The following is a 12,245-nucleotide window of genomic DNA, read 5'->3' on the forward strand; positions in this document are numbered from 1 at the left end:
TGCGAAGTTCTGGCAAGCGTTCACACATATTACCTGATCGAACTGTTGAAGCTGATGTGAGCTTTAAAAACTGTGCTTGTACCCTCGGGTCGCGAGTTCATCTTTTAAAGCTTCAACGCTTTAAACGCTCTTTAACAAATTGGATCTGAAAGATTGTCTTGTATTGTTTGATACAAGCGCCAACCGGCGATAATCGTTACGAACCATTCATTTGCCAGACGCCTTCGGGTTATATGGTCAAGTGAATAAGCGTGCACGGTGGATGCCTTGGCAGTCAGAGGCGATGAAGGACGTTGTAACCTGCGATAAGGTTCGGGGAGCTGGTAAACGAGCTTTGATCCGAACATTTCCGAATGGGGAAACCCACCCGCTTGCGGGTATCTCTTAGCTGAATACATAGGCTTTGAGAGGCGAACCCGGGGAACTGAAACATCTAAGTACCCGGAGGAAAAGAAATCAATTGAGATTCCCTTAGTAGCGGCGAGCGAACGGGGACCAGCCCTTAAGCTGTGTTGTGGTTAGTGGAACACTCTGGAAAGTGTGGCCATAGTGGGTGATAGCCCCGTACACGAAAACCTATACGCAGTGAAATCGAGTAGGACGGAACACGTGATATTCTGTCTGAATATGGGGGGACCATCCTCCAAGGCTAAATACTCCTGACTGACCGATAGTGAACCAGTACCGTGAGGGAAAGGCGAAAAGAACCCCTGTGAGGGGAGTGAAATAGACCCTGAAACCGTGTACGTACAAGCAGTGGGAGCCGTTTTCGGACGGTGACTGCGTACCTTTTGTATAATGGGTCAGCGACTTACTTTCAGTGGCAAGCTTAACCGTTTAGGGGAGGCGTAGGGAAACCGAGTCTTAATAGGGCGTTTAGTCGCTGGGAGTAGACCCGAAACCGGGCGATCTATCCATGGGCAGGTTGAAGATTGAGTAACATCAATTGGAGGACCGAACCGACTGTCGTTGAAAAGCCAGCGGATGACCTGTGGATCGGAGTGAAAGGCTAATCAAGCCCGGAGATAGCTGGTTCTCCTCGAAAGCTATTTAGGTAGCGCCTCATGTCTCACCTTGGGGGGTAGAGCACTGTTTCGGCTAGGGGGTCATCCCGACTTACCAACCCGATGCAAACTCCGAATACCCAAGAGTGCAATCATGGGAGACACACGGCGGGTGCTAACGTCCGTCGTGGAAAGGGAAACAACCCAGACCGCCAGCTAAGGTCCCAAAGTTCTAGTTAAGTGGGAAACGATGTGGGAAGGCTCAGACAGCTAGGAGGTTGGCTTAGAAGCAGCCATCCTTTAAAGAAAGCGTAATAGCTCACTAGTCGAGTCGGCCTGCGCGGAAGATATAACGGGGCTCAAACTAGACACCGAAGCTGCGGATGCCTTAGGGCATGGTAGAGGAGCGTTCTGTAAGCCGTTGAAGCGGAAGCCGGGAGGCACCGTGGAGGTATCAGAAGTGCGAATGCTGACATGAGTAACGATAAAGGGGGTGAAAAACCCCCTCGCCGGAAGACCAAGGGTTCCTATCCAATGCTAATCAGGGTAGGGTGAGTCGGCCCCTAAGGCGAGGCTGAAAAGCGTAGTCGATGGGAGACAGGTTAATATTCCTGTACCGCGCATAACTGCGACGGGGGGACGGAGAAGGCTAGGCCAGCACGGCGTTGGTTGTCCGTGTTTAAGGGTGTAGGTTGAGAAGTTAGGCAAATCCGGCTTCTTAAGACTGAGACCTGATGACGAGCTCCTTTATGGAGTGAAGTGGTTGATGCCATGCTTCCAGGAAAATCCTCTAAGCTTCAGGTTATGTGTGACCGTACCCCAAACCGACACAGGTGGTCAGGTTGAGAATACCAAGGCGCTTGAGAGAACTCGGGTGAAGGAACTAGGCAAAATGGTGCCGTAACTTCGGGAGAAGGCACGCCGATGTTGGTGATGGACTTTACGTCCTAAGCTGATGTCGGTCGAAGATACCAGGTGGCTGCGACTGTTTATTAAAAACACAGCACTCTGCAAACACGAAAGTGGACGTATAGGGTGTGACGCCTGCCCGGTGCCGGAAGGTTAATTGATGGGGTTAGCTTCGGCGAAGCTCTTGATCGAAGCCCCGGTAAACGGCGGCCGTAACTATAACGGTCCTAAGGTAGCGAAATTCCTTGTCGGGTAAGTTCCGACCTGCACGAATGGCGTAACGATGGCCACACTGTCTCCACCCGAGACTCAGTGAAATTGAACTCGCTGTGAAGATGCAGCGTCCCCGCGGCTAGACGGAAAGACCCCGTGAACCTTTACTATAGCTTCACAGTGGACTTTGACATTATTTGTGTAGGATAGCTGGGAGGCTTTGAAGCATTGGCGCTAGCCAGTGTGGAGCCGTCCTTGAAATACCAGCCTGGTACTGTTGAGGTTCTAACTCAGGTCCCTGATCGGGATCGAGGACATTGTGTGGTGGGTAGTTTGACTGGGGCGGTCTCCTCCCAAAGTGTAACGGAGGAGCACGAAGGTACCCTCAGGCTGGTCGGAAATCAGCCAATGAGCGCAAGAGTAGAAGGGTGCTTGACTGCGAGACAGACACGTCGAGCAGGTACGAAAGTAGGTTCTAGTGATCCGGTGGTTCTGTATGGAAGGGCCATCGCTCAACGGATAAAAGGTACTCCGGGGATAACAGGCTGATACCGCCCAAGAGTTCACATCGACGGCGGTGTTTGGCACCTCGATGTCGGCTCATCACATCCTGGGGCTGAAGCCGGTCCCAAGGGTATGGCTGTTCGCCATTTAAAGTGGTACGCGAGCTGGGTTTAGAACGTCGTGAGACAGTTCGGTCCCTATCTGCCGTGGGCGTTTGAGATTTGAGAAGAGTTGCTCCTAGTACGAGAGGACCGGAGTGAACGAACCTCTGGTGTTCCGGTTGTCACGCCAGTGGCATTGCCGGGTAGCTACGTTCGGACGGGATAACCGCTGAAAGCATCTAAGCGGGAAGCCCCCTTCAAGATGAGATCTCACTGGACCCTTGAGGTCCCTGTAGAGCCGTCCGAGACCAGGACGTTGATAGGCAGGGTGTGTAAGTGCTGTAAGGCATTGAGCTAACCTGTACTAATGGCTCGTGAGGCTTGACCATATAACGCCCAAGGCGTTTGGATGAATGGTTAGACGTTAAAGATTATCGGCTCGCAAGAGCACCGGTTGAGCGCTTGTAGCGACAAAACAGACAGTCGAAAGAATTTCAGATCCAGTTTGTTCCAGTTTTGCTTGGCGACCATAGAGCCGTGGAACCACCTGATCCCATACCGAACTCAGCAGTGAAACGCGTCATCGCCGATGGTAGTGTGGGGCTTCCCCATGTGAGAGTAGGTCATCGCCAAGCATTTATTTAAGACGCCCTGATCAGCAATGGTCAGGGCGTTTTGCTATGTGCGATCTAAAGACTCTCACATGAGCAAGCCCGCTACAGGCGTGTGGGGCTCCGAACGTCGGACCGCCCCCTGTGAGAGCAGGTCATCGCCATGTCAGGCATTTAATTAAGTGAAAACCCCGGTCTCGATGAGATCGGGGTTTTTGCGTTATGGGGAATGGGAAGCTCTCTATACGTGAGCTGTGCCTGAACCGGTTACTGGTTGAGTGTAGGCTTGACTGGAGAAAGGCTGACAGGCAATGATGGGGGCTACCATTACCCTCAGAGGTCAGTTTAAAGCGTCGATCAACGACTCTTTGATATTAAGGTACTCATAGTCGGTGAGGGCGAGGCAGGCCAGTGCCAGGTTGACGCGCGGCGCCAGGTCGCTGGGCTGGATGCGCCAGTAGTAGCGAAATTCGGCACTGATGTCCTGGGCCAGGGTGAGCAGGGCCAGCAGGTCACGGGTGCGTTCATCGACCTTGATCCTGTCACTGAGTACTTCTTCCAGCTGTGGCTGATAGTGAATGCTGTCCGCAATATACTGTGGCAGGAACCAGCGCTCGGCCATGCGGCTGCCGACCTGATAGTGGCTAAAGCCGTATACCTGCTGTTGCAGTACTTCCATCTCCCGTGCGTTATAACAGGGTGCTTTCCTGAGCGTGTCACGAAAATCAGGGAAGGCTTGCACCATCAGGGGCAGGCCACAGTCATGCAGCATCCCCAGCGTATGGATATCATCCCGACTTAACTTCAGGTTCATCCGTGTATGCAGGCGCAGCGACAGGTCGGATACATCCTTGGCGGTATCCCAGAAGCGCTCCATACGCCCAGTCTTCTTCAGCGTATTGCGCATGATGGTCAGGCGGACAAGGTTGAACACCTGGCCTGTTCCGAGCAGGTTGATCGCGTGCTCGACGGACGTAACCGGTGCCTTCAGGCCATAAAAGGGGCTGTTGATTGTCTTCAGGATGATGGCGTAAAGCGCCACGTCCTGTTTGATCAGGGCACTGATCTTTTTGAGGTCAGGGTCTTTATGTCGGAACAGCTCAGCCAGCTTCAGCAGGATTTCGGGCTGGGGGGGGATAAGTGAACGGAAATTATCTACGTTTGTCATGCAAGTAGGTCATCCAGAAGTGACTGGCTTGTTTGGCTACAGACGGAACAGTATAGTGCCGCCTTTATCGAGTTGCAGCAGGTCCAGGTCGTGAAAATCGAAAACCCTCCCCGTAAGCCGTTTGTTGCGCGTGGCTCAGGCGTCAAGCGCTGTGATGACTGCCGCTTGCCGGAAGAGGTGTGTATCTGCGAGTGGCGTACTCAGGTGGATGCAGGCTGTCATTTCTGGCTGCTTACGCATCGTTATGAGTTCTACAAACCGACCAATACCGGGCGCCTGATACAGGATACCATTAATTATACCCGTGTATTTGAATGGTCCCGTACAGAGCCCAGCCAGGAGCTTCTGGATGCGCTTGATGACAGCCGCTATGCCCCCTGTATCGTGTTTCCTGCAGGCGAGGACTATCAGGCGCGGATGCTGGATGACGTAAGCCGCAAGGACGGCCGTATCCCGGTGTTTATCATTCTGGATGGTACCTGGCGTCAGGCCCGGCGCATGTTCCGTCACAGCCGCTTTCTGCAGCATCTGCCGGTAATAGAGCCGAAGACGGACCGTTTGAGCCGCTACAAACTGAGACGCTCCAAAATAGACCATCATCTGTGTACAGCGGAGGTGGCGATTGCCTTGCTTGAGCAGGTTGGGGATTTGGATGCGGCGGCGCATCTGGAGGGGTATTTTGATCGCTTCAACGCCAATTACATTGCTACCCGTCGGCGTTGGGCAAAGCGGGAGCCAGACGAACCCTGACCCCCGCTCACGGCAATCAGAGGCGCCTTAGTGGGCTTCTGCGTTGCCTTCCTGAGCTGCACGCTGCTGCATCTGCTGAGCATAGAGCGCGTCAAAGTTGACCGGAGCCAGCATCAGCGGAGGGAAGCTTGCTTTGGTGACAAAGTTGTCAACGGCTTCACGAGCATATGGGAACAGCAGGTTCGGGCAGAATGCACCCAGGGTGTGGTGCAGTTCCGGGCCTTCGATACCGGCGACCAGGAAGATGCCTGCCTGCTGAACTTCAACCAGGAATGCGGTCTCTTCAGCGTTTTTGGCGGTGACGGTCAGGGTCAGCACAACTTCGTGGTGGTTTTCGTCCAGCGCGTTGGTGCGGGTGTTCATTTCCAGGTTCACTTCCGGCTGCCAGGGCTGAGTGAAAGCCTTGGCGCCTGCCGGCGTTTCCAGAGAAGCATCTTTCACGTATACGCGCTGCAGAGCGAACTGGGGCTGATTGGCTTGCTGGTTGGCGGTTTCAGTATCAGACATTGATAAATTCCTTGGGTTTTATTGTTTCTCAGGCGCTGAGCAGGGCATCAAGCTTGCCTTCACGTTCCAGTGCGAACAGCTCGTCGCAGCCGCCGACATGTGTTTCGCCGATAAAAATCTGCGGCACCGTTCGGCGCTCACTGCGCGTCATCATCTCCTGGCGCAGTGCCGGGTTGGCATCCACGTCGATGGCGGTGTACTCCACCTGCTTGCTGTCGAGCAGCGCAATGGCACGGGTGCAGAAAGGGCACCAGCGCGTCAGGTAAATTGTCGTATCAGCCATGGGGTCACTTCACGATTGGCATGTTCTGGTTTTTCCACTCGGTCATGCCGCCGGAAAGGCGCACAACCTGCTCAAAACCGGCTGCCTTGAGTTTCTTGGTTGCGCTACCCGCAGCCTGGCCCAGGTTACAGACCACGACGACAGGCTTGCTTTTGTACTTGTCCAGCTCATTGAGTCGGCGGTCAAGGTCGGCCAGCGGGATATGGTGCGCGCTGGTGATATGCCCGGTATCCCACTCCTTGCGAGTGCGAATATCCAGAACCACCCCGGACTCCTTGTTGATCATGCGGGTGGCTTCTGCCGGCGTTACGGACTTGCCGGATTTGCGTTTTTCGGTCGCCAGCAGGAGCAGAAGGGTCAGTACCCAGGCTCCGACCAGATAGTAATGCTGTATAGCGAATTCGATCAGGCGTTCCATAAGTGTTCCGATCAGGTGCACGGATATAAGAAGATAGCAAGTATACATGCCCACTGTGACAGCGATAAGAGCAGTGGGCCAAAACAGCGGTACAGTGTTAGCTAATCGACGGCCAGAGCGTTAAAATGGCTGCCTGTTTTTTAACCGACCCGGACAGATAAGCACACCATGACTGATGCTCGCGCAACCAAGGCACTGATTATTCTTGATGGCTTCGGCGTGGAGGTTACTCCCTCCTCGGCGGTGGAAGCGGCCAAGACCCCGACCTGGGATCGTCTGCTGGCTGAAAACCCCAACTCCCGTATCGAAACCTCCGGTATGGCCGTAGGCCTGCCTGAAGGGCAGATGGGCAACTCCGAAGTGGGTCACATGAATATCGGTGCCGGCCGCACCGTGTATCAAAACTTTACCCGTATCTCCAAGTCGATTGCGGATGGCGATTTTTTCGAGAACCCGGCCCTGTGCCAGGCGATGGATGCAGCCATTGCCGCTGATCGCGCGGTACATGTCATGGGCTTGCTGTCACCGGGCGGTGTGCACAGTCATGAGGAGCATATCTTCAGCCTGCTGGAAATGGCGGTTAAACGTGGTGCCAAGCAGGTCTACCTGCATGCGATTCTGGATGGTCGCGACATGCCGCCGCGCTCTGCCGAGCCTTCACTGAAGGCGGCTGAGGCGGTATTCGAACGCTTGGGTACCGGTGGCATCGCCACGGTCGTTGGACGTTACTTCGCCATGGACCGTGACAACCGCTGGGATCGCGTTGAGCAGGCTTACAACGCCATGACGTTGGGCCAGGCTGAAGTCACAGCGACCAGCGGACCGGCAGCACTGGAAGCGGCCTATGGTCGTGACGAAAACGACGAGTTTGTAAAAGCCACTGTTATCACGGATGAAGCGGGCCAGCCGCTGGCCAGCGTGCAGGACGGTGATGCCCTGATCTGTGCCAACTTCCGTCCGGACCGTGCCCGTGAAATCACCCGCTGCTTCGTGGAGGATGACTTTGACGGCTTCACCCGTCAGGTGCGCCCGGCACTGAGCGGCTACGTGATGATGACCGAGTATGCGGCCAGTATCCCGGCTCCGGTGGCCTACCCGCCGGAAGCGATTCACAACGACCTGGGTGAATATCTCTCATCACTGGGCCGCACCCAGCTGCGCATTTCGGAAACCGAGAAATACGCCCATGTCACCTTCTTCTTTAACGGTGGCCAGGAAGCGGTTTATCCGGGTGAAGATCGTATTCTGGTGCCGTCTCCTCAGGTCGCAACCTATGATCTGCAGCCGGAGATGAGTGCGCCTGAAGTCACCGAGAAACTCTGTGACGCTATCCGCAGCCGCAAATACGATCTTATCGTTTGTAACTATGCCAATGGTGACATGGTAGGCCACACCGGCAGCTTTGACGCCGCTGTGAAGGCTGTCGAAACCGTCGATCAGAGTCTGACTCAGGTGCTGGCAGCCCTGGCGGATGTTGATGGTGAAGTGCTGATCACAGCGGATCACGGCAATGTGGAAATGATGCAGGACCCGGAGAGTGGTCAGCCGCATACCGCGCACACCATCTGGCCGGTTGCCCTGATCTATGACGGCCCGCGTGCCGATAGCCTGTCACTCAAGAATGGCGCCCTCTGTGATCTGGCACCGACATTGCTGGATCTGATGGGGCTGGAAGCACCCGCCGAAATGACCGGCCACAGCCTGGTTGCGAAGGACTAAGGGTGCGGGCCCTGTGCCTGCTGCTTCTGTGCTGGCTGTTTGCTGGCACTGCCTGGGCAGCGCCGGATCCGGCTGCGACCGAACAGCAGCTGGAGGCAGTCAAACAGCAGATCGGCAAACTGCAGAAGGCGTTGTCCCGGCGTGAGCAGAAGCTGGTAGCGGCCGAGCGTGAACTGAAGCGCCATGACAAGCGTATCGGCGAAGTAAGGGCTCGTCTGCAGGAGCTGGGCTCTGAGCAGCAGAGCCTGGAAAGCCGGCGTGACACTCTGGGGCAGGATGAAGACCGCCTCTTGGCAGCGCTTCAGGCCCGTGAAAACCAGGTACGGGCGTTGCTGCGAGAGCAGTATCGCCTGGGTCGACAGCCCGCCATCAAGTTGTTGCTGTCTCAGGAAGATCCTCAGGAGCTTTCGCGCATGCTGAGGTACTACGATCAGCTTACAGCGACCCTGAATGAGGAACTGGTTCAATACCGTGAGGCACTGAACGCGCTCACCGAGACCCAGTCAGCCATCGCGCAAACGGATACTGCTTTGCTGGGCACCCGAGAGAAGCTTGAACAGCAGCGCCAGAAATTGGCCAAGGCGCGTGAAGCGCAGGCGAAAACGTTGGCCAGCCTGCGCAAGCAACAGAGCAGCGACCGCAGCCGTCTGGGCCAGCTGGAGCAGGATCAGGTGGAGCTGGCAGCGGTATTGAAGGAGATCCGTCGCTCGCTGGAAGAGGTTCGCCTGCAGCAGGACGGTCTAAAGTTCAATCAGCGTAAGGGCAAACTGGACTGGCCGGTTAAGGGGCGGGTCAAGCGTGCTTTTGGCAGTCAGGTCGGCAATGTCGACTACGAGGGTCTGTTGATTGATGCTTCCGTAGGCACTGAAGTCAAAGCGGTTCACCATGGACGAGTGGTGTTCGCGGATTGGCTGCGCGGCTATGGTCTGGTATTGATTATTGACCATGGAGGTGGTTACCTGAGCCTCTACGGACACAATGACAGCCTGCTGCGGGAACCAGGCGAGTGGATCGGTGCCGGAGAAACCCTGGCGCTGGCTGGCAACAGTGGCGGGAGTACCGAAACCGGTCTCTACTTTGCCATTCGTTACAAGGGCCGCTCAATCGACCCCATTGCCTGGTTGCAGCGACGCTAACCTACTTTGCAGGGAATCAGATCATGAAGTTTTTCAGTCGCACACCGCTCACCACTGCCTTGCTGGGTTGCGTCCTGGGGCTGTCGACGCCCATTCAGGCCCAGGAAGAGGCTGTTGCCGAAACCAAACCCTTGCCGCTTGCCGAGTTGCGCATGTTTGCCGATGTGTTTGATCGTATCAAGCAGGCCTATGTGGAGCCGGTGGATGACCGGGAGCTGCTGGAAGATGCCATTCGCGGCATGCTGACCGGTTTGGACCCGCACTCGGCCTACCTGGAACCCGAAGCGTTTGAAAGTCTGCAGATTCACACCAGTGGCGAGTTTGGCGGCCTTGGCATCGAGGTGGGACTGGAAGACGGCTTTATCAAAGTGATTGCGCCCATCGATGACACACCTGCTCAGCGCGCAGGCGTGAAGGCGGGTGATCTCATTATGCGACTGGACGACACACCGGTGCAGGGCATGGATTTGAGTGAAGCCATCGACCTCATGCGCGGTGAAGTGGGTACACCGATCCGCCTGACCATCATGCGCGATGGCCGTGACCAGCCGCTGGAGCTGGAGATTGTGCGCGATGTCATCAAGGTGCGCAGCGTGCGTCATGAACTGCTGGAGCCGGGCTATGGCTACCTGCGGGTGTCCCAGTTCCAGTCCCATACCGGTGAAGACCTGGTCGAAGCGATTGCCGATATGCAGCAGGAAGAGGCGCTGAAAGGGCTGGTTCTGGATTTGCGCAACAACCCGGGTGGTGTATTGCAGGCCGCCGTAGCGGTTAGTGACGCCTTCCTGGATGAGGGCACCATCGTCTACACCGAAGGGCGCTTACCCAACTCCGAGCTGCGCTTTAACGCCAGTGCCGATACCGCAGCACCGGATACACCACTGGTGGTGTTGATCAACGGCGGCAGTGCCTCGGCTTCGGAAATTGTGGCCGGTGCGCTGCAGGATCATCAGCGTGCGCTGGTGATGGGCACCGACAGTTTCGGCAAGGGCTCGGTACAAACCGTGCTGCCGCTGGGGCAGGAGCGAGCCATCAAGCTAACCACCGCGCGCTATTTCACGCCGGGCGGTCGTTCCATACAGGCACAGGGCATCAAACCTGACCTGCATGTTGATGAAGCCAAGCTGACCCTGTTGGCGGAAGACGGGCGTATCAAGGAACGGGACCTGGCCGGTCACCTGGAAAATGCATCAGGTGAGACTGCTCCAGAAGCCTTGCCCAGTGATGGCTTGTCCGCACGCGACTTCCAGCTGTTTGAAGCCTTGAACCTGCTCAAGGCGATGCAGATCCTGCAGCGAACTTCGGCCGTGAGCGAATAAACGAGAGCCGTGAGCAAATAAATGAGAAAGGGGCCGTCAGGCCCCTTTTTAATGTCTTAGCGCTGCGGTGTCACCGAGCTCAGGCAGTACGAAACAGACCGCTGCCCAGACGTGCCCATTGTTCCGGCCAGTGCTCCGTCGGGCGACGTTTGAACTCCGAGCGGACAAACTGGCGAATTCGGCCTTCAGCTGCGGCCAATGCCAGGTTGGCGGCAGAGCCGGCCGGAATTTCGGTACGCAGGCCTTCCTTTAATTCCGCTTCACGCATCACCTGCTTGAGCTGGGTTTCCAGGCGCTCAAACAGCTGGTTGATACGCACCCGCAGGCGGTCGGTTTCACCTGACAGGGCGTCACCGGTGAGGATGCGGGCCATACCCGGATTCTTCTCCACAAATGCCAGCAGCAGGGTCAGAATCTGCTCACACTGACGGGTCGCGGGGGTATCCGAGTTGATAATGCGCTTGATGCGGGAAAACAGGGTCTCCTCGATAAAGCCGATCAACCCTTCAAACATGCGCGCCTTGCTGGGAAAGTGGCGGTAGAGGGCGGCTTCTGACACGCCGACCTCCCGTGCCAGCGCAGCAGTGGTGATGCGCTGACCCGGGTTGTTCTCCAGCATGCGAGCCAACGCCTGCAGGATCTGCTCCCGCCGCGAAATTTTCTGCTCTTTATCGCTCATGCGGACGCATCTACTCCGATGTCATCATTGCTGATCAGGGTGCCCACGCCTTCGTCAGTGAAGATCTCCAGCATGCAGGCGTGCTCGACACGGCCATCGATGATGTGGGCGCTGCGCACACCGCTCTTCACGGCACTGAGGGCGCAATCGATCTTGGGCAGCATACCGCCGTAGATTGTGCCGTCGGCGATCAGTGCGTCCACCTGTTCGGTAGTGAGACCGGTCAGAACCTGGCCGTCCTTGTCCAGCAGGCCGGCAATGTTGGTCAGCAGCATCAATTTTTCCGCCTTCATCACCTCGGCGACCTTACCAGCGACCAGATCGGCGTTGATGTTGTAGGCGTGACCGTCTTCACCCACACCGATCGGTGCGATGACGGGGATGAAGTCGGAGTGGACCAGCATATCCAGTACCTGGACATTGACGCTTTCCACCTCACCCACATGACCGATATCGATGATTTCCGGTGCTTCCATTTCGGGCGTCTTGTGCTTTACCTTCAGCTTACGGGCACGCAGCAGTTCGCCATCCTTGCCGGTCAGACCGATCGCCTTGCCGCCAGCGGTGTTGATCAGCCCCACGATCTCTTTATTGACCATGCCACCCAGCACCATTTCCACCACGTCCATGGTCTTGGAGTCGGTGACACGCATACCGTTGATGAAGTGGGATTCGATCTTCAGCTGCTCCAGCAGGCTGCCGATCTGCGGGCCGCCGCCGTGCACGACAATCGGGTTGATACCGATCAGCTTCATCATCACGATGTCACGGGCGAAACTGGCCTTGAGCTTTTCGTCGATCATGGCGTTGCCGCCGTACTTGATGACGACGGTTTTGCCAACAAAGCGCTGGATATAGGGCATGGCCACGGACAGCACATCGGCGGTCGACATGGCTTGGGTACGGGACAGAGGCATGATATCT

At 56.3% G+C, this 12,245-nt stretch carries 10 protein-coding genes and 2 rRNA genes; 6 read left to right on the top strand and 6 right to left on the bottom strand.

Annotated elements, in window-relative coordinates:
- The first annotated feature begins 235 nt into the window (after positions 1-235).
- Positions 236-3,120: ribosomal RNA gene (locus O3C79_RS01995) — 23S ribosomal RNA — on the top strand.
- A gap of 130 nt (positions 3,121-3,250) precedes the next feature.
- A 5S ribosomal RNA gene (gene rrf / locus O3C79_RS02000) occupies positions 3,251-3,366 on the top strand.
- A 316-nt stretch (positions 3,367-3,682) separates the two neighbouring features.
- Here rrf and O3C79_RS02005 read toward each other — a convergent pair.
- Positions 3,683-4,510 carry an HDOD domain-containing protein gene (locus tag O3C79_RS02005; RefSeq protein WP_494384605.1) on the bottom strand — a complete coding sequence of 276 codons (828 nt, stop codon included), beginning with the start codon at positions 4,508-4,510 and terminating at the stop codon, positions 3,683-3,685.
- A gap of 90 nt (positions 4,511-4,600) precedes the next feature.
- Between O3C79_RS02005 and O3C79_RS02010 the strand changes: the two genes are divergently transcribed.
- A complete protein-coding gene (locus O3C79_RS02010; RefSeq protein ID WP_010325050.1) occupies positions 4,601-5,260 on the top strand; it encodes a tRNA-uridine aminocarboxypropyltransferase in 660 nt (219 codons plus the stop codon).
- Positions 5,261-5,287: 27 nt separating this feature from the next.
- Here the strand turns inward: O3C79_RS02010 and secB are convergent, their stop codons facing one another.
- The 3 genes from secB to O3C79_RS02025 are packed head-to-tail and all read right to left on the bottom strand — an operon-like array spanning position 5,288 to position 6,468.
- Positions 5,288-5,767: a protein-export chaperone SecB gene (gene secB, locus O3C79_RS02015; RefSeq protein ID WP_010325049.1), complete on the bottom strand. Its 480-nt coding sequence runs from the start codon at positions 5,765-5,767 to the stop codon at positions 5,288-5,290.
- Between the two features lie 28 nt (positions 5,768-5,795).
- A complete protein-coding gene (gene grxC / locus O3C79_RS02020) occupies positions 5,796-6,050 on the bottom strand; it encodes a glutaredoxin 3 (protein WP_010325048.1) in 255 nt (84 codons plus the stop codon).
- A gap of 4 nt (positions 6,051-6,054) precedes the next feature.
- The gene (locus O3C79_RS02025) at positions 6,055-6,468 is read right to left on the bottom strand and encodes a rhodanese-like domain-containing protein (RefSeq protein WP_010325047.1); all 414 of its coding nucleotides are present in this window, start codon (positions 6,466-6,468) and stop codon (positions 6,055-6,057) included.
- Between the two features lie 168 nt (positions 6,469-6,636).
- On the opposite strand from O3C79_RS02025, the gene gpmI reads away from it, so the two are divergent.
- Genes gpmI through O3C79_RS02040 form a run of 3 tightly spaced genes read left to right on the top strand, consistent with a single transcriptional unit; the run spans position 6,637 to position 10,642 of the window.
- A complete protein-coding gene (gene gpmI, locus O3C79_RS02030; RefSeq protein ID WP_494384606.1) occupies positions 6,637-8,187 on the top strand; it encodes a 2,3-bisphosphoglycerate-independent phosphoglycerate mutase in 1,551 nt (516 codons plus the stop codon).
- A gap of 2 nt (positions 8,188-8,189) precedes the next feature.
- Positions 8,190-9,323 carry a murein hydrolase activator EnvC family protein gene (locus O3C79_RS02035; RefSeq protein WP_494384607.1) on the top strand — a complete coding sequence of 378 codons (1,134 nt, stop codon included), beginning with the start codon at positions 8,190-8,192 and terminating at the stop codon, positions 9,321-9,323.
- A 23-nt stretch (positions 9,324-9,346) separates the two neighbouring features.
- Positions 9,347-10,642 carry a S41 family peptidase gene (locus O3C79_RS02040; protein WP_494384608.1) on the top strand — a complete coding sequence of 432 codons (1,296 nt, stop codon included), beginning with the start codon at positions 9,347-9,349 and terminating at the stop codon, positions 10,640-10,642.
- 79 nt (positions 10,643-10,721) lie between these two features.
- Here the strand turns inward: O3C79_RS02040 and slmA are convergent, their stop codons facing one another.
- Both slmA and argB read right to left on the bottom strand, forming a co-directional pair.
- Positions 10,722-11,321 carry a nucleoid occlusion factor SlmA gene (slmA, locus tag O3C79_RS02045; protein WP_494384609.1) on the bottom strand — a complete coding sequence of 200 codons (600 nt, stop codon included), beginning with the start codon at positions 11,319-11,321 and terminating at the stop codon, positions 10,722-10,724.
- Entirely contained in the window at positions 11,318-12,238 is a 921-nt protein-coding gene (gene argB, locus O3C79_RS02050) for an acetylglutamate kinase (RefSeq protein WP_494384610.1), read from the bottom strand. The genes slmA and argB overlap by 4 nt, the downstream gene beginning before the upstream one ends.
- Between the last annotated feature and the right edge of the window lie 7 nt (positions 12,239-12,245).

The sequence above is a fragment of the Marinobacterium sp. NO-S09 genome (genome assembly GCF_059179545.1).

Coding starts and splice junctions, on each gene's coding strand:
- O3C79_RS02005 (WP_494384605.1), bottom strand. CDS start 4,510: ATGACAAACGTAGATAATTTCCGTTCACTTATCCCCCCCCAGCCCGAA.
- slmA (WP_494384609.1), bottom strand. CDS start 11,321: ATGAGCGATAAAGAGCAGAAAATTTCGCGGCGGGAGCAGATCCTGCAG.
- argB (WP_494384610.1), bottom strand. CDS start 12,238: ATGCCTCTGTCCCGTACCCAAGCCATGTCGACCGCCGATGTGCTGTCC.
- grxC (WP_010325048.1), bottom strand. CDS start 6,050: ATGGCTGATACGACAATTTACCTGACGCGCTGGTGCCCTTTCTGCACC.
- O3C79_RS02040 (WP_494384608.1), top strand. CDS start 9,347: ATGAAGTTTTTCAGTCGCACACCGCTCACCACTGCCTTGCTGGGTTGC.
- O3C79_RS02025 (WP_010325047.1), bottom strand. CDS start 6,468: ATGGAACGCCTGATCGAATTCGCTATACAGCATTACTATCTGGTCGGA.
- secB (WP_010325049.1), bottom strand. CDS start 5,767: ATGTCTGATACTGAAACCGCCAACCAGCAAGCCAATCAGCCCCAGTTC.
- gpmI (WP_494384606.1), top strand. CDS start 6,637: ATGACTGATGCTCGCGCAACCAAGGCACTGATTATTCTTGATGGCTTC.